At 67.7% G+C, this 19762-nt stretch carries 20 protein-coding genes; 9 read left to right on the top strand and 11 right to left on the bottom strand.

Going from position 1 to position 19762, the window contains the following annotated elements; all coding sequences use genetic code 11:
* Nucleotides 1–4 precede the first annotated feature (4 nt).
* The 5 genes from car to mrf form a co-directional block, all read right to left on the bottom strand.
* Nucleotides 5–3532, bottom strand: a complete 3528-nt coding sequence (gene car, locus EB75_RS02275) for a carboxylic acid reductase (protein ID WP_073693855.1) — start codon at nt 3530–3532, stop codon at nt 5–7.
* Nucleotides 3533–3630: 98 nt separating this feature from the next.
* Nucleotides 3631–4554, bottom strand: a complete 924-nt coding sequence (locus tag EB75_RS02270) for a DMT family transporter (protein ID WP_286150050.1) — start codon at nt 4552–4554, stop codon at nt 3631–3633.
* A gap of 119 nt (nt 4555–4673) precedes the next feature.
* Nucleotides 4674–5723 carry a zinc-dependent alcohol dehydrogenase family protein gene (locus tag EB75_RS02265; protein ID WP_073693854.1) on the bottom strand — a complete coding sequence of 350 codons (1050 nt, stop codon included), beginning with the start codon at nt 5721–5723 and terminating at the stop codon, nt 4674–4676.
* Between the two features lie 19 nt (nt 5724–5742).
* A complete protein-coding gene (locus EB75_RS02260) occupies nt 5743–6849 on the bottom strand; it encodes an esterase family protein (protein ID WP_286150057.1) in 1107 nt (368 codons plus the stop codon).
* A gap of 185 nt (nt 6850–7034) precedes the next feature.
* The gene (mrf, locus tag EB75_RS02255; protein WP_073693852.1) at nt 7035–8222 is read right to left on the bottom strand and encodes a ribosome hibernation factor-recruiting GTPase MRF; all 1188 of its coding nucleotides are present in this window, start codon (nt 8220–8222) and stop codon (nt 7035–7037) included.
* Nucleotides 8223–8317: 95 nt separating this feature from the next.
* On the opposite strand from mrf, the gene rpmB reads away from it, so the two are divergent.
* Genes rpmB through rpsR form a run of 4 tightly spaced genes read left to right on the top strand, consistent with a single transcriptional unit; the run spans nt 8318 to nt 9281 of the window.
* The gene (gene rpmB / locus EB75_RS02250; protein WP_073693973.1) at nt 8318–8554 is read left to right on the top strand and encodes a 50S ribosomal protein L28; all 237 of its coding nucleotides are present in this window, start codon (nt 8318–8320) and stop codon (nt 8552–8554) included.
* Nucleotides 8555–8719 carry a 50S ribosomal protein L33 gene (rpmG, locus tag EB75_RS02245; protein ID WP_073693851.1) on the top strand — a complete coding sequence of 55 codons (165 nt, stop codon included), beginning with the start codon at nt 8555–8557 and terminating at the stop codon, nt 8717–8719.
* 2 nt (nt 8720–8721) lie between these two features.
* Complete coding sequence (rpsN, locus tag EB75_RS02240; RefSeq protein ID WP_073693850.1) at nt 8722–9027, top strand: 30S ribosomal protein S14; 306 nt, start codon at nt 8722–8724, stop codon at nt 9025–9027.
* Nucleotides 9027–9281 carry a 30S ribosomal protein S18 gene (gene rpsR, locus EB75_RS02235; RefSeq protein ID WP_073693849.1) on the top strand — a complete coding sequence of 85 codons (255 nt, stop codon included), beginning with the start codon at nt 9027–9029 and terminating at the stop codon, nt 9279–9281. Before rpsN ends, rpsR begins: the two co-directional genes overlap by 1 nt.
* A gap of 52 nt (nt 9282–9333) precedes the next feature.
* Here the strand turns inward: rpsR and EB75_RS02230 are convergent, their stop codons facing one another.
* The 4 genes from EB75_RS02230 to EB75_RS02215 form a co-directional block, all read right to left on the bottom strand.
* On the bottom strand, nt 9334–10158 hold the full coding sequence (locus tag EB75_RS02230) for a zeta toxin family protein (RefSeq protein ID WP_073693848.1): 825 nt from the start codon (nt 10156–10158) through the stop codon (nt 9334–9336).
* The gene (locus tag EB75_RS02225) at nt 10158–10661 is read right to left on the bottom strand and encodes a winged helix-turn-helix domain-containing protein (RefSeq protein ID WP_217267675.1); all 504 of its coding nucleotides are present in this window, start codon (nt 10659–10661) and stop codon (nt 10158–10160) included. The genes EB75_RS02230 and EB75_RS02225 overlap by 1 nt, the downstream gene beginning before the upstream one ends.
* Before the next feature lie 110 nt (nt 10662–10771).
* On the bottom strand, nt 10772–11638 hold the full coding sequence (locus tag EB75_RS02220; RefSeq protein ID WP_073693971.1) for a rhomboid family intramembrane serine protease: 867 nt from the start codon (nt 11636–11638) through the stop codon (nt 10772–10774).
* A 13-nt stretch (nt 11639–11651) separates the two neighbouring features.
* Nucleotides 11652–12437 (bottom strand): acyl-CoA thioesterase, encoded by a 786-nt coding sequence (locus tag EB75_RS02215; RefSeq protein WP_073693847.1) that lies wholly within the window; start codon nt 12435–12437, stop codon nt 11652–11654.
* 238 nt (nt 12438–12675) lie between these two features.
* Here EB75_RS02215 and EB75_RS02210 point away from each other — a divergent pair, with 238 nt between their 5' ends.
* The 4 genes from EB75_RS02210 (at nt 12676) to lipE (ending at nt 16529) form a co-directional block, all read left to right on the top strand.
* Entirely contained in the window at nt 12676–14079 is a 1404-nt protein-coding gene (locus EB75_RS02210; RefSeq protein ID WP_073693846.1) for an HNH endonuclease signature motif containing protein, read from the top strand.
* A 94-nt stretch (nt 14080–14173) separates the two neighbouring features.
* Complete coding sequence (locus EB75_RS02205; RefSeq protein WP_073693845.1) at nt 14174–14800, top strand: class I SAM-dependent methyltransferase; 627 nt, start codon at nt 14174–14176, stop codon at nt 14798–14800.
* Between the two features lie 5 nt (nt 14801–14805).
* Nucleotides 14806–15288, top strand: a complete 483-nt coding sequence (locus EB75_RS02200; RefSeq protein WP_073693844.1) for a peroxynitrite isomerase — start codon at nt 14806–14808, stop codon at nt 15286–15288.
* Entirely contained in the window at nt 15285–16529 is a 1245-nt protein-coding gene (gene lipE, locus EB75_RS02195; RefSeq protein WP_073693843.1) for a lipase LipE, read from the top strand. The genes EB75_RS02200 and lipE overlap by 4 nt, the downstream gene beginning before the upstream one ends.
* On the opposite strand, the gene EB75_RS02190 is transcribed toward lipE, so the two are convergent.
* Nucleotides 16519–16938, bottom strand: coding sequence for an SRPBCC family protein (locus tag EB75_RS02190; RefSeq protein ID WP_073693842.1), 420 nt, complete (start codon nt 16936–16938; stop codon nt 16519–16521). The two genes, lipE and EB75_RS02190, sit on opposite strands and share 11 nt — an antisense overlap.
* A gap of 61 nt (nt 16939–16999) precedes the next feature.
* Between EB75_RS02190 and EB75_RS02185 the strand changes: the two genes are divergently transcribed.
* Nucleotides 17000–18544, top strand: a complete 1545-nt coding sequence (locus tag EB75_RS02185) for an acyl-CoA carboxylase subunit beta (RefSeq protein ID WP_073693841.1) — start codon at nt 17000–17002, stop codon at nt 18542–18544.
* A gap of 117 nt (nt 18545–18661) precedes the next feature.
* On the opposite strand, the gene EB75_RS02180 is transcribed toward EB75_RS02185, so the two are convergent.
* Nucleotides 18662–19762, bottom strand: a complete 1101-nt coding sequence (locus tag EB75_RS02180) for an NAD(P)/FAD-dependent oxidoreductase (protein WP_073693840.1) — start codon at nt 19760–19762, stop codon at nt 18662–18664.

Below are 19762 nucleotides of genomic sequence, written 5' to 3'. Positions count from 1 at the left end.
CAGCTCAGAGCAGGCCGAGCAGCTGCAGATCGGTGATGTACTTGACGATCACCGGCGCACCGATGTGCGGAATATCCTTGTCCGCACCGATTTTCGCGTCCTGCACCGCAGCGCGGAACCGGTCCACCGGAGCAATGGACCCCGGCACCGGGTAGCTCGGCTGTTGGTAGTTGTGCAGCAGGGGCAGCAGCGACGCCTGACGCTGCCGGTCCGGCAGGGCACGCAGCGCGGTCTCGAAGCGGGCCAGCCACTCGGCGTAATCACCAACGCGCGCAACGGAATACCCGGCGTCTATCAGCCAGTCGACGAACTCGTCCATACCGATGCCGTCGTCGTACGGGTTCATCACGTGATAGGTCTCGAACGTCGAGTCCGATTCGCCGGCCGCGACGCGTACTGCCAGCGTCGAAATGGACTCGGAGACGAACTCGACGGGCAGGCCGTCGTAGTGGGCGCGCTGCCGCTTGCCGTCAGCGTCCAGCTCGTAGAACGAGGACGGGGCGATGCCGGTGGCCACCAGCGAGAACATCATGCGGGTGAACATGTCGGGCAGGTTGAGCTGCCCGGCGTACGTGGTGTCGGCCAGGATCATGTCGCAACGGAACACCGAAACCGGCAGTCCGCAAAGATCATTGGCCTCGCGCAGCAGGACTTCACCGGCCCACTTGCTGTTGCCGTAGCCATTGGCGTAACTGTCGTCGACGGACCGCACCGCGCTCATCACGCGCACGTCGGCGTCCTCGACGAACTCACCGGGCGCGACGCCGCCACCGACCGCGATGGTCGAGACATACGCGAACGGCTTGATCCGCGTGGTCAACGCGATCCGGATCAGCTCGGCGGTGCCGAGCGCGTTGGGTCCGAACAGTTCGCTGTACGGCAGCACGTGGTTCACCAGCGCGGCCGGGTCCACGATGAAGTCGACAGTGTCGGCCAGGCGCTGCCAAACCTCCTGCGACAGGCCTAGATTGGCCTCACCCTTGTCGCCGGCGATGACCTCGAGGCGGCCCGCCAACGACCGGTAGTGCGCCAGCAGCTTCGGGTCGCCGGAATCGAACGTCGCGTCGAGCCGGGCCCGGGCATCGGCGTCGGACTTACCACGGACCAGGCAGATGACCTTGCCGTCGACCAGGTCCATGCGCTCCAGCCACTCCAGAGCCAGATAGCGCCCGAGGAAACCGGTTGCGCCCGTGAGCAATACAGTGCGCACCTCGGACACCGGGCCGGGCAGCGACGGCGCCGCCGCCAACGTCTCGGCGTCGATGAACTTGTCCAGCGTCAGGTCCGCGGCCCGCGCTTCGGTGGCGCCGCGGCCGTGCACCGTGGAGAACGTCGGCCGCTTGCTTCCGGCGCGCTCTCCTTCGATGTAGGCCGCCACCCCGGCCAGGTCGGTGGCCGGGCTGACGATCACGCCGACCGGCACCTCGACCTCGAAGATCTCCTCCAACAGATTGCCGAAGGTCAACGCCGACAACGAATCTCCACCAAGGTCGGTGAAGTGGGCGTCGCCCGCAACGTCGGAACCGGCCGCCCCGAGCGTGGCGACGACTGCGCGCAACACGGTCTCGAGCACAGGAGCGTCGGGCCGCAGTGACCGCAACGCCCGAAGCTCCAAGGCCTGCCCCTCAGCCAGTTCGGCGTACAGCTGCTCCAACTCGGCGCCGTAGCGAGCCTTCAGCTTCGGCCAGGCCAGCTTGCGCACACCGGTCAGCAGCCCGTTCTCCAGTGAGAACGGTTCGGTCTCGATGATGAAGTCGCGGGGAATCTCGTACGACTGCAGCCCGGACTCGCGGGCCACGGCCTGCAACGCGTCGGCCAGTTCGGGACGCAGGGCTTCCGCATCGGCAGCGCCACTCAGAGCTTCCAAAGACGGCACGATCACCGCCAGCAGATACGAGCGAGAACTGTTGCCGTACACGTAGATCTGACGGATCAGCGGACTGGTGCCGAAGGCGGCTTCCAGCTTCGAGACGGTGACGAACTCGCCCTGCGCCAGCTTCAGCACGTTGTTGCGGCGGTCCAGGTACTGCAAGTGATCGGGGCCGAGCTCGGCGACGATGTCGCCGGTGCGGTAGAAACCGTCGGCGTCGAAGACGTCGGCGGTGACGTCGGGCCGCTTGTAGTAGCCCGGGATCAAATCCGTTGACTTCAAAAGCAATTCACCACGGGGGTGGGGCCGGTCGGTCGACAGGTAGCCGAGCTCGGGTACGTCGACCAGCTTGTAGTCCAGGACCGGCGGACGGCTCACGTGGCCGCTGATCATGACGCCGCCGGCCTCGGTCGAGCCGTAGGCCTCCAGCAGCTCCAGCCCGAGGAAGTTCTGCACCCAGGCCTTGAGCTCCGGCGAGATCGGGGCCGACCCCGTCATCGCGACCAGCTGCCGCCCACCGATCAGGCTGACGCGCCGTTCGTCGAGCACCTGCTCCTCCGAGACGCCGTCCAGGGCCCGGCGATCGACCTCGCTCTGCACCTCCTGGTGGATCATCTCCCAGACGCGCGGCACGAACGTCATCTGCGTCGGCCGCACCAGCGCGATGTCCTCCAACAGGGTGGACAGGTCGCTCTTGGCCGCGAAGTACACCGTGCCGCCATGGGCGAGCGTGCGATAGACGGTGCCGCGGCCCATCATGTGGCTCATCGGCAGGAAGCTCAGGACGATCGACGGCAGGTCAGGCTGCTGGTGCGTCAACCCGGTCCGCCACGCGTTGGCGACCAACCGCTCGGGATACATGGCGCCCTTGGGAGTGCCGGTGCTGCCCGAGGTGTAGATGAGCACCAGCAGCGGGTCCGGGTCCGCGGAGACGACGGGCTCGACGGCCGGGAGCGCGGCGCCGCGCGTCACCAGGTCGGCAAGGGTCTCGACGACAACTCCGCGCTCGGCCAGGCGCGCCGCGGCCCGGGCCACGGCCTCACGCTCATCGTCGACCTGATCGTGGTGGTCGAACACCACGACACGCGTCAGCGCGGCAGCGGGCGACGAAACCAGCCCCGACACCAATTCAATAGCGTCGTCCAGGAACTTCACGTCGGCGAACAACGCAACAGGCTCGGTCTCGTCGAGGATCGGGCGCAGCTGCTCGGCCGGCGCGCTGGTCTGCAGCGGGACGGCGACGATGCCGGCGCGGGCGAGCGCGGTGTCGACGATGGTGTATTCGGCGCTCGTGAAGCCGAGCATCGCGATGCGATCGCCGGGGACGACAGCGTCAGGACCTGAGAGCAGGGCGTTGTCCACGGCCTGGATCTGCTGCCAGGCCTCACCGAACGTGACGGTGTCGTAGTGCGGCAGGAGCCTGGACACGGTGCGGCCGTCGGCACCGGTGACGTACTCGACGGCGCGCTGCCCGAGAGCGGGCCGGTCGGCATACGCCGCCATGACCGCGTGGATCATGGCGGGCAGCCGGATGCCGGGCTCTTCGAGGGCGGCGCCGACCCCGGCGAGGGGGCGTGCGGCGGCAAGTTGGGGATCCGTGGCGCACAGGTCAGCGATGCGCTGCGTCAGCTCTTGGGTAAGTACGGATTCTTCGTTCGACATAACAACCTCATCAATAGTTCACCAGCGTCGCCAGATACAACGTTAGCAAAACTAACGATATGCCCGAGTTGGCTGTGCTCCAAACCACACCGAGTGGCTCAGCGTTCTGAGGTGGGTTGCACCTGCTGCGGAGCGATCGGCGGGGCCACCTTGGTGCCCGCCTGCGTTTCGTACGCGCCCTCGTCGCGGCCCAGCGCGATGGTCGCCGCCGCCATGGCACCGATGGACACCACGAGTGCCACAGCCTCGGCCCCGGTGGTGTCGAAGCCTTCGCCCAGCACCAGAGCACCGAGCACGACGGCGACCACCGGCTCCAGCACGAGCATGGTCGGCACCGACGTCTGCAGGGCGCCGGCATGGAACGCGGACTGCTGCAGCACCGTCGCCACGGCGCCCAGAATGATCAGCAGGTACGGCGCCGGCGTCGTCAGCAGGCCCAGCCAACCGCGATGTTGGAGAATCGCCATGAAGATCTTGGTGACCACTGCGACGACACCGAACAGCACGCCGACGCCGACTGCCAGCAGCACCGCGCGCAACCAGCCGCTGCACCGCAGCGCCAGCAGTACGCACCCGATGATCACCGCCGCGCACACCGCGGCCACCAGCGCGATAACGACCGGTGAGGCCAGATGTTCGTCACGTTCGGGGCGGGCCAGCACCACGAATCCGGCGAGCCCGATGGTCAGGAGTCCAGCCCACAGCCACTCGCCGCGCGTCACCCTGCGATGCGCCTGACGCGCGCTCAACGGCAGGGCGAACAGCAGTGCCGAAACCAGCAGGGGTTGCACCACCAGAAGAGAGCCGTGCGCCAGGGCCAGCGCCTGGAAGACATAGCCGGCGACAGCCGCGCCCGTACCCGCCCACCACAGTCGCCGGCTCAGCAGCGTCGACAGCATGACGACGCTGACGCCGTGCTCCGGCGGCACATCGATGGTCGCGCGCTGGCGCACCACGATGCCGACGGCGGCACACACCGCGGCGCACAGTGCGAAGAGCACCACCAGTCCGTGTTGGATCAACGGAAACGTCCGATCAGCTGGGCGGCATACCGCGCCTCAGAGCCCACCGGAAACATCACGCCCAAAGGGTAGTCGAGCGAGACTGTCTGTCCCACTCGCGAGCCGCCCAGTGGATGTGATCAGGGCTCGAGCAGCACCTTGATGGCCGTGCGCTGATCCATCGCGGTGTACGCGTCGGCGACCTGAGCCAGAGGCAGGGCCAGGTCGAAAACCCGGCCGGGCGCGATGGCGCCGGACAGCACGTCAGGCAGCAGGTCATCAAGATATGGCCGGACAGGCGCGATCCCGCCCGCGACGTGGATGTTGGTGCTGAACAGTTGCTGCATCGGCAACTCGGGCGCGCCGGCCGGCACGCCGACGAACCCCAGAGAACCGCCCGGGCGGACCGCCCCGAGTGCCTGGCGCATCGAATCCTTCGTGCCGACGCACTCCAGCACCGAGTCAGCGCCGATACCGCCGAGCAGTTCCTCGATCGCGGCGATCCCGTCCTCGCCGCGTTCGGCGACGATGTCGGTCGCGCCGAAGTCGCGGGCCAGGTTCTGCCGGTCTTCGTGTCGCGACATCGCGATGATCCGCTCGGCTCCAAGGCGTTTCGATGCCAGCACCGCGCACAGCCCGACGGCGCCGTCGCCCACGACCACCACGCTGGCACCCGGCTGCACATTGCCCGAGCGGGCGGCGTGATGGCCGGTGGCCATGACGTCGGCAAGGGTCAGCAGGTGCGGGTACAGCTCGGCGTCGGGCGAGTCCGGCACGGTGACCAGGGTGCCGTCGGCGAAGGGCACCCGGACGTATTGCCCTTGCGCCCCGTCGAGCGCCTCGCCGGTCTTGGCGGTGCCGCCCCAGACGCCGAAGTTGACGCACGAGGTCGTGATCCCGTTGCGGCAGTGCACGCAGGTGCCGTCGCTGTCGGTGAACGGCGAGATGACGAAATCCCCGACGCGCACGGTGTTGACCTCGGCGCCAACGGCTTCCACGATCCCGATGAACTCATGCCCGATCGGGTGCGGCACCGGCGTCGGACGCACCCCGCGGTACGACCACAAGTCCGAGCCGCACACGCAGGTCCGCACCACCCGGACCACTGCGTCGCCCGGTGATTGAATCTGCGGATCGGGGCGCTCCTCGAGTCGAATGTCGCCCGGGCCGTGGATGATCGTCGTCTGCACGGCTTGAAGTCTTGCCGATCTAGCCCGTTGGCGCGAGTACCAATCCACCGGTGGCAGCCGGCGCCGGTGCAGCAGGCGCCGGGGCCGCAGCCGGCACGGCGGCGGGAACCGCAGCGGGGACGGCTGCCGGAACAGCAGCGGGAACCGCGGCCGCGACGGGGGCCGGAGCCGGCACCGCGACCGGAGCGATGGCGGGCGCAGGAGCCGGGGCCGGAGCGGGCGGCGGCACCGGAGCGCCCACGCCGAGCACGCGCAGCAGGTCAGGCTTCATGGCCTGGAGCTGTTGGCCCCAGTAGCCCCAGCTATGGGTGCCGTCCTTCGGGAAGTTGAAGACCGCGTTGCGGCCACCGGCCTGCTGGTACAGCTTCTGGAAGTCCCGGTTGGAGCTGATGGTCAGGTTCTCCAGGAACTGGGCGCTGTAGAGGATGCCCATGTCACCCGGGGTGTCGAGGTCGGATGGCATGCCGTTGCCGCAGTACACCCAGACGGCGGTGTTGTTGGCCACCAGCTGTCGGACGTTGACGGTCGGGTCGTTGCGTCGCCACGCCGGGTCGCTGGCGATGCCCCACATCTGGGTCGGGTTGTAGCCGCCGGCGTCCTTCATGGCGAAGCCGATCAGGGTGGGCCACAGGCCCTGCGACGGGTTCAGGAAGCCCGACAGCGAGCCCGCGAAGATGAACTGCGACGGGTGCCAGATGGCCAGCGTCAGCGCCGAACCGCCCGACATCGACAGACCGACCACGGCGTTGCCGGTCGGCTGCACGCCCCGATTCGCGGCCAGCCAGGCCGGCAGCTCCTGGGTCAGGAACGTCTCCCACTTGTAGGTGATGACGCCGTTGTTGTTGGTCGCGGGCTGGTACCAGTCGCTGTAGAAGCTGGACTGTCCGCCGACGGGCATCACCATGGACACGCCCGACTGGTAGTACCACTCGAACGCGGCGGTGTTGATGTCCCAGCCGCTGGCGTCGTCCTGGGCGCGCAGACCGTCGAGCAGGTAGACCGCGTGCGGTCCCCCGCCCTGGAACTGGACCTTGATGTCGCGCCCCATCGCGGGCGACGGAATGTTCAGCACCTCAACCGCTTTCGCGGCAGCCTGCGCCTGAGGCAGCGCAGCGGGCATCACCATTCCGGGGACCGTCAGGGCAGCCACCGCCGCCACCGCGAGTCGACGCAGTTTCGCGCCGTAGTTCCTACCAACCAGAGTCGCCAACACGGGGTGAAAAGTAACCCCGGGCGCAGGCGCCTCTTGCGATCAACACCCGGCGTGATCGCCTCGTTATCAAGGCGTTTGGCTATCGAGTCCGGAACGACTCACGCCGCGCCGTGATCGGTGCCGTCACCGACGACGGTCACGTCGCCGGCGGTGCACGGTTCCTGATGCGAGTCCCCGAACGGATCCGGGTAGCCACCCCAGGTGCCGCGCGCGGCGAACTCGTCGTCGGTGAGCAGGGCGCCGTCCAGTGCGGCCGTCACGTCGTCGGGCCGGGCGCCGCACACCAGGATCGTCATCGCGGTGTGCCGGTCTCCGAATTCGTTGTCCCACATCAGGTCTGCCATCGCACGCCGCTCGCGGTCCAGGTAGGCCGTGTCACTGACGGTCATCGCGGCGATCCACCGGCCGGCATTGCTGACGCGCAGCCCGCCGCCGGCCGACTCCAGCCACATGACATGGTCGGGCCGGTTGGCCAGCCAAATCCGGCCGCGGGTCCGGATCACGCCGTCGAGCAGGTGGTCGATGGCGTCGTGCAGGCGTTCGGGGTGAAACGGCCGGCGCGCGTTGAATTCGACAATCTGCACGGGCCCTTCGGGTTTGAGACTGGGCTGCCCGGCCAGCAGCGGTCCGTGCGGCTCGTCGGCGCGGCCCAGCCGGGCGTCGGGCCACAAGGTGCGCAACGCGCCCTCGACCATGGCGGGCTCGGTGACGAGCTGCGCCCGCGGCGCCAGCCGGCGACACACCGCGAGCAGCACGGGCTCGGCGTGGGTCACCACGAGGACGTCGGCGAACTCGGCCTGCCCCACCGCCACCTGAGCGACGGTCCGACCGTCGGGCAGTTCGTCGTCGCCCAGTGCGTCGGTGAGCCAGTCGGCGGCCTCGATGCATGTCACCACCCCGGCGATGACGACGTCGCGCGCGGCCGGCCCATCGATGTAGCCGGGACCGACGTGAACCCGAACGTGGTTGATGGCCCAGCAGATCGGTTCAGGCTCCATCCACGGCTCGAGGTGCACGACGATCCGCTGGACGTCGTCACGCCGGTGCAGCAGGCGCAGGTAGATCAGCAGATCGTTGCGGACCGTGCAGGACACGCAGCCGTGGGCCAGTTCCAGCGCCGCTTCGGTCTCGTTGACGACGCCGTGCGGCGCGGTGATGGTGCGACGGCGAACGACGTGGCCGTCGAACTGATGCTCCACGAGCACGGTGCCCGGCACCTTCACTAGTTCCTCGGTCACGTATCCGGTCGGGCCCTGACCAGCCACGACGATCACCGGCGTCCTCATCGCCACCCCTTATCGACAATCATTTTCAATTCTGTTGCCGTCACGCTACAGTGGCGGACGGCACTTGTCGAAAATGATTTTCATTAAGGATGCTCATGTCAGCGCACTGCCAGGTCACCGGGCGCCAACCCGGCTTCGGCAACACGGTTTCGCACTCCAACCGCCGCACCGCGCGCCGGTGGAACCCCAACATCCAGAGCAAGACCTACTACCTGCCTTCCGAAGGCCGGCGCATCCGGCTGCAGGTCAGCGCCAAGGGCATCAAGGTCATCGACCGGGACGGCATCGAAGCCGTCGTGGCGCGGCTGCGCCGGGACGGGGTGCGAATCTAGATGTCCCGCACCGATATTCGCCCCGTGGTGAAGCTCAAGTCCACGGCGGGCACCGGCTACACGTACGTCACCCGCAAGAACCGCCGCAACGATCCCGACCGCATCGTGCTGCGCAAGTACGACCCGATCATCCGCAAGCACGTCGACTTCCGAGAGGAGCGCTGAGCATGGCCAAGAAATCCAAGATCGCGAAAAACGAGCAGCGCCGGCTGACTGTCGCCCGCTACGCCGAGCGCCGCGCCGAACTCAAGGCGATCATCAAGTCCCCCTTGACCACTGCCGACGACCAGGTGGCCGCCATGCGCGAGCTGGCCCGCCAGCCCCGCGACGCCAGCGCGGTGCGTGTGCGCAACCGCGACGCGGTCGACGGCCGTCCGCGCGGCCATCTCCGCAAGTTCGGCCTCTCGAGGGTCCGGGTGCGCGAACTCGCCCACGACGGACAACTGCCCGGCATCCGGAAAGCGAGCTGGTGATGGCGACCAGGCGCAAACCCACCCGACGCCCCGCCGCCGAGGCGAAGCGGCCGGTCAAGAACATGCTGACCAAGCTCGGGGTGGACCACCTCGACTACAAGGACACCGCGAACCTGCGGCTGTTCATCTCCGAGCGCGGCAAGATCCGGTCCCGGCGCGTGACGGGTCTGACGGTCCAGCAGCAGCGTCAGGTCGCGACCGCGATCAAGAACGCCCGCGAGATGGCGCTGCTGCCCTATCCCGCGATCAGCTGAACCCGGCTCCTGCCCAGCCACGAGATAAACGCCAAACGCGTGTCTGTTTACATCAACGGTGCGAAGTGCTGACAACTGTTCCTGTCGCGTCCACGACATCCAAGGTCACTGTGAAACCGTCATCAGCGGCGGCCTCTACAAGGGCAACAGCATTCACCAAGCAAACACTCCTCCCGTCGGCGTGATACGCGCGCGAAATCGCGCCCGGCGGCGTGAACCGACCGCCCAGACCACCCGCACCACCGCGGCGAGCAGACCACCAACGACCGATAGCCCGTTGCTGCGCAACACTTTCGGGCACTTCGACAGCGATGACGTGGATCTCGGAATATCCTGCAGCGCCAAGCTCAGCCAGAAGGTGGGTACCCAACGGCGGCCAGCTCAATGTGCCTTCGATGACTATCTGCTCACCCCGGTCAATACAGTTGCGGCGCAACACATCACAAATCCGCGTCGACTCATGGTGAACGAGCGGAGCAAGTTCACGTGGAGCAATCCGGTGACCATCAGCAAGAGTCGTCGACAGGATGTCGTTGAACAGGGCGCAAGCGACTGCGTCCTCAAGCAAATCGTCCTTCACCACGTCAGCATCCAGACGCCGATACTGCGACATTGAGGTACCCAACACCGCGTTGACTGCTTCAGACTTACCCGCGCCCGGAACCCCGGCGGTGATCACCGCAACACCGTCCCGGCTCGGCGTCCCCGTGCGATTCAGGTAATCGTTGACGATTCGCTTGCGAACCAGCGCGCGCCGCGGGTCGTCTTGGTAGACCAGGTGGGTGGCCCGGGAGCTGTCGGACGCCGCCACCGCGCCAGGCGCAGTGAGATCTGAAAGTTCAGCGGCTACGGCTGCGCAGAGCTCGTCTTCACTCACTACTCGTATGCCACTGCCGTTTTGCGGGAGGCACGATGAGCGCGAAACAACTCCGAATACTGCTCGAACGTCAGCCGATCCTGCTGAAACGCATACTCAATATCGTCCCAGCTGCCGCGCACGTATGCGTCGGTGGCAACGCCGTCCACGTCCGGGACGTGCCCGTCGGTGTAATCGGCGTTACCTAGCTTGCGCATCATCATCCGGGTATCAATTTCGCCAGCGTCGCGCTCATCAATGATGTCTAGCGCGGACTTCGGTTCGACGCGCAGATGTCCGTCGTTCTGACGTTTCACGGCGGCGATCGTCCGACTGATGTGGGGTTGTGAGACCCCGACAAGTTTGGCTATCGCGGTCTGTGATCGGCCTGCAATTGCAGCCTCAATGATGAGCCGCACCTCGCGCTCGGCGGCCAATCGACGTTGGGCGCCCGCCTTACGCAGAGCCGAATCGGTGACTCGCACCCGCTTGTGCAGTATTTTTCGGCGTTCCATCGCTGTCACCACCCCTCTATGCATTCAGTATAGTCGCATGTCAAACACTGCGCGGAGAGCTTTAGCGGCAGCGTCGATCACGCCGAAGTCAAGGTGGATCACAACGAGACGGCACCAAATCAGCTGAACAGCTCCAGCAGTGTCTCGGTCCGCCACATCGTCAGCCCGGCAAACAGCGTCAACAGCACGGCGGTCACGGAAATCAACGCCACGAGTCGTTGACGCGCAGGCACATACGCGAAGACGGCCGCCACGACGGTGCCAGTGACCAACCCGCCGACGTGCCCCTGCCAGCTGATCGACTGCGAGCTGACGGCGGGCAGCACGAAGGTGATCACCAGGTTGATGACGATCAGGCCGACGATGCCGCGGACGTCAAGCTGCAGCCGGCGGAACAACACGAACGTCGCGCCGAACAGACCGAAGATCGCGCCCGACGCACCCGCCGTCGCGGAATTCAGCGGCGACAGCAGGTACACCAGCACCGACCCGCCCAGGCCGCTGAGGCCGTACAGCACCCCGAAGCGCAAGCGGCCCAGCCACTGCTCCAACTGCGGACCGACGGCCCACAGCGCCCACATGTTGAACACGATGTGGGCCAGGCCGTAGTGCAGGAACGCCGAGCTCGCCAGGCGGTAGTACTGGCCCCCCGCAACGCAACCGATCGTCGATGATTCCTCAGTTAGGCAGGCCGGTACCAAAGCCAGCTCGCCCTGCAGATTTGGCACCGTCTGCTGCAGCACGAACATCACCACGTTGATCGCGATCAACGTGTAGGTGACCAGCGCGCCCTGGGTGATGCGGCCACCGAAATGCGTCCGGGCCTGACGCACCGACCGCTTGCCTTCATTGACGCATTCCGGGCACTGCTGGCCGACGGCAGCTGCGGTCATGCAGTCCGGGCAGATCGGACGGCCGCAGCGGCTGCAGCTCACGTACGTGGGGCGGCTGGGATGCCGATAGCAGGTCGGCGTCGGGACGGTCATCATCTTCTCCGGACTACAGCCGCCACAGGGCTTCCTGGCTGGTGCTGGCGATCAGCACCCCACCAGTGTCATACAGGGCTCCCGTGACCAGCCCGCGGGAGTCGGTGTTGTTCAGCCGGGTCACCTCGTAGCGGTGCCAGTCCCGCGGCACGAAAGGCCGGTGGAACCACACCGCATGGTCCAGGCTGGCGGCGAAGCCCTGGCGCAGATCCGTGCCGTCGGGCCGCGCGACGGGCACCGGCCCGAAGTCGGACATGAAGGTGAGCGTGCAGGCGCGAATCAGGTTGTCGTCCTCGATCTCGTCCTTGGTGCGGATCCAGAACGGGGGCACGGCGAACGCGCCGACGTCTTCGGGCCGCACCCTGATGTCGAAGAAGTCGGCAGCGGTGAGGCTCGTCGCCTTGGCTACCGAGGCGTCGAATTCGAGGCCCCGGACTTCGGGCCGTTGCCAGTCGGCACCCGGTTCCGGAAGGTGGAACGACGCGATCATCTCCAGGATCGTCTTGCCGTTCTGCTTCGCGGTGACGCGCCGCGTGTCGAAGGACCGGCCGTCCCGGGTTCGTTCCACGTGAAACTCCACGTCGATGCCGTACTGGCCACCGCGGACGAAGTACAGATGCAGCGACTGCGGCAGCTTGTCCGGTTCGACGGTGCGGCCGGCCGCGCCGAGCGCCTGCGCGGCGATCAGACCGCCGAACAGCGACCGTCCCGGTCCGTCCGTCGGCTGGGGTGCGGTGAAGGTGTCACCGTCGCGCGCGAAGTCGAGGAGCTGGGCAATCCAGCTGGCTGTGGGACTCACAGCTCGGCAGCGTATCCGCCAGTAGGGCCGGGCTATCCGATTGAGCCGCCGATGCGGCACCCGCGCGGCCGTTGCGATCGAAAATCATTGGTCTCGCAATACCCGACATTGCTCGTCCGTTGCCTCCAGAAGGCTTTGGTCACTTTGTTTTGCCCTTATCACGGTAGGCAATCAGCGGGACCCAATCGCGACGTATCGGTCGTGAAAATTTGTCGGTGCTTCGAACTAGTATTCGAATATGGACATCGCCAGCACGCTCACCGTCGAGGAGGCGTACGCCGAGTACGAAGCCTCCTCCGCTCGGTTGGCGTCGCTGGACTACAGCCGGTTGTCGGTCCCGGAATTGTTGGCGTTGCAGTCCCACCGCGAACAGCTGCGCTGCGCCGCTGAAGCGGTGGACCATGCGATCCTGGCCGCCACCCAAGCCCAGACCACGGCCAAGGAGATCGGGGCGAAAAACTGGGCCGACGCGCTGCGCACCCGGGACCGGCTCAGCAGCGAGGAGGCCCGGCGCCGGGTCCGGCACGCCGAGTTGTTGGGGCCGCGGTGGTCGTTGACCGGGGAGGTGTTGCCGCCGCTGCGGCCGCATGTCGCGGCCGCGGTCGCCGCGGGCGCGATCAATGGTGATCATGTTGATGTCATCGAGTCGTTTTTCGCGAAACTGCCCACCTGGGTCGACCTGTCCAGAGTCGATGAGGCTGAATCCGCGTTGGTGGCCGCGGCCCGCAATCTCACGCCTGAATCGCTGCGGTCGGTGGTCCGGCGCAAGCTGTATGAGTTGGATCAGGATGGTCCCGAACCCGATGACCGGGACCCTGAACCGTACCGGGACCGGGCATTGGTGGTGTCCAAGCAGGCTGCTGATGGCACGTCGGCGTTGCGTGGTGTGCTGACCCCGGCCGCGCGGGCCACCTTCGAAGCGTTGATGGCCAAATACGCCGCGCCGGGCATGTGCAACCCCGCCGACCCGCAGCCCTGCACCTGCGGGACACCGACCCAAGAGCAGATCGACAATGATCACCGCACCCTGGCGCAGCGTCAGCATGATGCCTGGGAAACCATCGGCCTGCTGCTGCTGTCCACCGATCTGGGTGAGCACAACGGTTTCCCGGTCACCATCGTGGCGACCTGCACCCTCGAGCAGCTCGAGGACCGCGCCGGGGTCGCCGTGACGCACACCGGCACCCAGCTCCCGGTCAAGGATCTGCTGAATCTGGCTGCCCGTACGGGCGCGTCCTGCTACCTGGCGGTGTTCGACAACCATGGTGATGTGCCGTTGTATCTGGGGCGGGCGCGGCGCACCGCCACCACCGGCCAGCGCCTGGCCCTGTTCACCCGCGACTTGGGCTGCACCCGCCCCGACTGCACTGTCCCGGCCGCGGGCTGCCAGGCCCACCACATCCCCGGATGGACCCGCGGCGGACAGACCGACATCACCACCATGGCCCTGGCCTGCGGCTGCGACAACCGCCTCGAAGACACCACCGGCTGGACCAGCACCATGAAAAACGGCCGCCCCCACTGGACCCCACCACCACTACTCGACACCGGCCAACCCCGCACCAACACCTACTGGCACCCCACGCTCTACCCCACCGAAGGTGAGGATGGCGATGGCGAAAGCGACAGTCCAGCAAGCTAACCCGGCGTGAAGCCAAGGTCTCGCCGGAGTGCCGGATGTTGCCTGGCTGCGTGCACCCACACAGCTCCGCGGCATTGGGGGTTAGCCTGGCCGCATGGTTCAACGCCGGGGATTCAATGACACCGTCACCCGATTCTGGGGCTTCGCAGCCCCCGCCTACGACACCCAGGTGCTGCAGCGTGTCGTCTACCAGCCCGCACAGGACGAGGTCCTGGCCCAACTGCACTCGCACGGCGCCCTGACCATCGCCGACATCGGCTGCGGCACCGGTATTTTCGCCGACCGGATCGAACGTGAGCTGGGCGCCGTCGTGACCGGGGTGGACATGTCCGAAGGCATGCTGGCCCAGGCCAAGGCCCGGTCCTCGAGGGTCAACTGGGTCACCGCGCCGGCCGAGGAGCTGCCGTTCAACGACGGCGCACTCGACGCGATCGTGACGACGTCGGCGTTCCACTGGTTCGATCAGCCCGCCGCGCTGCGTGAGTTCCACCGGGTGCTCAAGCCGGGCGGCATCGCGGCCGTCACCACCATCAGCCCACGCCAGGTGCTGCCACTGCACGCGCTGTCGTCGCACATCCTCAACCCGGCCCACAATCCGTCGCCCGCGGAGATGAAGAAGCTGTTCGAGGACGCCGGGTTCACCGTCTCCGAGCAGCACCGGGTGAAGCGGCCGGCGTGGACGCTCGTCGTGTCCGACCTGCTCACCGTCGGAACGAAGTAGCCGACATGCCCGATCTGCACCCCGACGTCGCGGTCCTCGCCCCACTGCTGGGCACCTGGGCCGGCACCGGCTCCGGCGAGTACCCGACCATCGCCTCGTTCGACTACCTCGAAGAAGTCACCTTCGGCCACGTCGGCAAGCCGTTCCTGGCGTACAGCCAGAAGACGCGCGCCGCAGATGACGGCCGGCCCCTGCACGCCGAGACCGGCTACCTGCGGGCACCGGCGCCCGGGCGCATCGAGTGGGTGCTGGCTCATCCGACCGGCATCACCGAGGTGCTGCAGGGCACCATCAGCACGGACGGAGAGTTCGTCCTGGATCTGGCCACCACCGATATCGGACGCACCGATTCCGCGAAAGAGGTTGATGCCCTGAGGCGTTGGTTCCGGCTCGACGGAGATACGTTGAGCTACAACGTCCGGATGGCCGCCGTGGGCATTCCGCTGCGCCACCACCTGGCCGCAGTCCTGCATCGGAAGGACGCATGACGGAACCCCAGACGGGCCGCATTCGGGTCCCGGCGGACCTGGACTCGGTGACCGCGATCGGCACGGAAGACCACAGCGGCGTCGATCCCCAAGCGGTGGAACGCATTTGGCAGGCGGCACGGCACTGGTACGCGGCCGGGATGCACCCGGCCATCCAGGTCTGCCTGCGCCAGAACGGCCGGGTGATGCTCAACCGCGCGATCGGCCACGGCTGGGGCAACGGGCCCGACGACCCGGTGGGCGCCGAGCAGATTCCCGTCGGCGTGGACACCCCGTTCTGCGTGTATTCGGCCGCCAAGGCCATCAGCACGACGGTCGTGCACATGCTCGTCGAGCGCGGCGAACTCGACCTGGACGCCCGTGTCTGCGACTACCTGCCGACGTACACCAGTCACGGCAAGGACCGCACCACGGTGCGGCACGTCGTCACCCACAGCGCCGGGGTTCCGCTGGCCACCGGGCCACGGCCGGACCTCAAGCGGATGAACGACAGTGAGTACGCCCGCGAGATGCTGGGCAATCTCCGGCCGATCTACCGGCCAGGCCTGGTGCACATGTACCACGGCCTCACCTGGGGGCCGCTGATTCGCGAAATCGTCTCGGCCGCAACGGGTCGGGGCATCCGGGACATCCTGGCCACCGAGATTCTCGAACCCCTGGGCTTCCGCTGGACCAATTACGGCGTTGCGCCAGAAGACGTTCCGTTGGTCGCACCGAGCCACGTCACCGGCAAGCCGCTGCCCGCGCCCATGGCGGCGGCGTTCAAGAAGGCCGTCGGCGGAACCCCGAGCCAGATCATCCCGTTCAGCAACACCCCGGACTTCCTGACCAGCGTGGTGCCGTCGTCCAGTACGGTGTCCAACGCTGTCGAACTGTCGCGCTTCGCCGAGATGCTTTGCCGCGGCGGGGAACTCGACGGGGTGCGGGCGCTGCGCCCGGAGACCCTGCGTGCCGCTACCGCGCCGTGCCGACGGCTACGCCCCGACATCGCCGTCGGGCTGATGCCGATGCGCTGGGGTACCGGATACATGTTGGGCTCCAAGCGCTTCGGCCCGTTCGGCAAGGGCGCTCCGGACGCCTTCGGGCACACCGGGCTGACCAACATCGCGGTCTGGGCCGACCCGGCCCGGAACCTTGCCGCCGCCGTGGTCAGCAGCGGCAAGCCCGGCGGTCATCCCGAGGCCAACCGGTACCCGGCGCTGCTCGACACGATCGCCCGGGAGATCCCGACTACGCCTTAGAGGCGGCCTTTGCGAGCAGCCGCAGCAGGACCTGGTTGATGGCCGTCAGCGCCAGCTTCACCGGCGGGAACGACGCGGTCGAGTTCAGCGTGTAGTCGATACGGGTGCCGGTGCCCTCGGGGGTCAGGCGCACCTCACCCGAGTAGCCGGGGAACGGCACGCCGGAGCGGGCCTTGTAGCCGAAGACGTTGGGGGCGTCGAAGGTGACGACCTCTTCAACGATGGCCGGTGCCGGTCCGGGCGCCGAGATCCGGCGGACGGCGCCGAGGCCGTTCGGCGCCGGGGTGCCGGGCTGATCGATGGTCACGGTGACGCCCGGACCCCAGTTGGACATGCCTTCGTGGTCGATCAGGGTCGCCCAGACAACGTCGATCGGGCGGGCAACGGTGGTGGTTGCTGTGGATTGCATGGCTCGATCATGCCCCACCCCTACCCGCGGCGCCTGGCAGGCTGTCCCCATGCCCGGCCCCATGCCCGAAGTACCGTTCCGCGACGACCACACCGAGCTCCTACGGCGCCGCAAGCTGACCGAGGACGCCGCCCGGCCGGACGCCGTGCAGCGCCGGCATGACGCCGGCGGCCGCACTGCCCGCGAGAACATCCTGGACCTGGTCGATGCCGGCAGTTTCGTCGAGTACGGACGCTTCGCCATCGCCGCCCAGCGGGCCCGCCGGGAGCTCGACGACCTGATCACCCGGACCCCGGCCGACGGCCTGGTGGCCGGTACCGCCCACGTCGACGGCCGGCCCTGTGCGGTGCTGTCCTACGACTACACCGTGCTGGCCGGCACGCAGGGCGCGCTCGGGCATCTCAAGAAGGACCGGCTGTTCGAGCTGATCGAGCGGATGAAGTTGCCCACCGTGTTCTTCGCCGAGGGCGGCGGTGGACGCCCCGGCGACACCGACCATCCGACGGTGTCGTCACTCGATGTCCGGGCGTTCGCCCTGTGGGCCGGATTGTCCGGTGTGGTGCCGCGCATCGCCGTGGTCAAGGGCCGCTGTTTCGCCGGCAATGCGGTGATCGCAGGCTGCTCGGATCTGATCGTCGCCACCGAGGACACGTCGATCGGCATGGGCGGCCCGGCGATGATCGCCGGCGGTGGACTCGGCGACATCGCGCCGGATGCCGTCGGTCCGGTCTCGGTGCAGGCACCCAATGGTGTCGTCGACGTGGTGGTGCCCGACGAGGCGGCGGCAGTCTCGACAGCCCGGCAACTGCTCGGCTACTTCCGCGGGCCCACCGCCTCCGGCACCGCGCCCGACCAAACCGCCTTGCGCACAATGGTTCCCGAACGCGCCCGGCGCGCCTACCAGGTCGCGCCGATCATCGAGATGCTCGCCGACGAAGACTCCGTCACCTTTCTGCGGCAGAAGTTCGCACCCGAGCTGGTGACGGCTTTCGCCCGCATCGAAGGTCGGCCGGTCGGGATTCTGGCCAACAACACCATGGTCATGGCGGGTGCCATCACCGCCGCGGCGTCCGACAAGGCGGCCCGCTTCCTGCAACTCTGCGACGCCTTCGGGATTCCCGTGGTGTCGCTCGTCGACTGCCCGGGCTTCATGGTGGGTCCCGCCGCAGAGGCCGAAGCGCTGGTCCGGCGCGGGTCTCGGCTGTTGGTCGCCGGTGCGGCGCTGCGGGTCCCGCTGATCGCGGTAATCCTCCGACGCGGTTACGGCCTTGGCGCACAGGCGATGTGCGGCGGCAGCCTGCACGAGCCATTGCTGACGGTCGCGTGGCCGGGCGCGCATCTCGGGCCGATGGGGCTCGAGGGCGCGGTGCGGCTCGGGCTGCGCAAGGAACTCGAAGCCATCGCGGACGACGACGCCCGCGAGCAGGCGGTTCGGGACGCCACCGCGGCCGCGCAGGCCAACGCCGCAGCGCTCAACTCGGCGTCCATGTTCGAGATCGACGACGTCATCGACCCCGCCGAGACCCGGTCCCTGATCGCCGCGACACTGGCGACGGCCGCGCCCGCAGGTCTGCCGCCGCGCCGGGGGTTTGTCGATACCTGGTGACTTGCGTTGACCCTGAACTGACGGCGCATTTGTGCGAGTGGAGTGCACCATGGCTTCAGGCTCAACGAGCCGGGACGCGACCCGTACGTTGACCCTGGACTGACGGCGCACTGTGGCCTAGTCGCGCACCCCGCGGTACAGCTGACGGCGCACGAGGAAGCGTTGCAGTACCCGGTCGACCGTCCACGCCGGGAACCGGAAGGCCTGCCCCCACGGAGTGAAAACCTCCAGCCCGTCGGGCTGCGGACCGAGCACCGAACCCCATCGCACCGAAGGCGGACGGTAGCGGCGCAGCTTCCGAGACCTCAAGAATGCCAAGATGTTTCGGGCCACCAGCGCACCACCACCGTTGCGCGCCGACGTCCGCAGCGGGTCGGTGCCCGCGACGTCACCGACGGCGAAGACTCCGGGATGCCCGGGCACCGTGAGTTCCGGGGTGACGCGGACGAAGCCGTCGTCGTCGAGGATCTCAGCCGGCAACCACGCGGTGTTCGGCCGGGCCTTGCCGACGGCCCACAGCACCGCGTCGACGTCCGCATCGGGCTGGCCGGTACTGAATTCGACTGGGCCGCTGGTTATTTCATCGCGGTCCGCGGGCAGGATCGCACGGTGGCCGAGGTGCAGCCGTACCCCCAGTTCCGCCAGCCGCTGCGCGACACGCACCTGGGTTCCGGTGTGGTAGCCCGGAAGTATCTGTGCGCCAGGGAAATACAGGTCGATCACCTTGTCCGGCCAGGTACTCGCCAAGTTGCCGGCACTGCTCACCGCCGTGGCGCCACCACCCACCACAGCAACGTGCCGGGCACCGGCCAGGCGCTCGTGGGTGGCCCGCAGGTCCGCGGCGACGTCGTCGGCCGTCTGCAACGTCGGCCGGCGCCAGAAACCGTTGGTGGTCCCGGTGGCGATCAGCAGCACATCGAACGGCTCGGTGGCCTCGGTGCCGTCGGCCCCCACGACGGTGACGGTGCGCGCCTCCAGATCGGCACCGGTCAAGGCCCCGTGCACGATTCGGACCGGATCGAGGCCCCGGAAGCGTCGGAAGCCGATGAAGTAGTCCCGCGCCCAGTCCTGCGGCCGCGAGACCCGCATGCCGAGTTCCTGCCCGCTGACCAGCCCGTCCTTGACCGAGATTCCGACGACGTCGGCGTGTCGGGCCAGGCGGACGGCGGCGAGGATGCCGCTGTCCCCCAGCCCGGCTATGACGATGCGCTTGCGCAA

Source organism: Mycobacterium sp. ST-F2 (assembly GCF_001905655.1).
GTDB lineage: Bacteria > Actinomycetota > Actinomycetes > Mycobacteriales > Mycobacteriaceae > Mycobacterium.
Note: the sequence above shows the minus strand (reverse complement) of the source record. Positions and strands in the feature narration are given on the sequence as shown.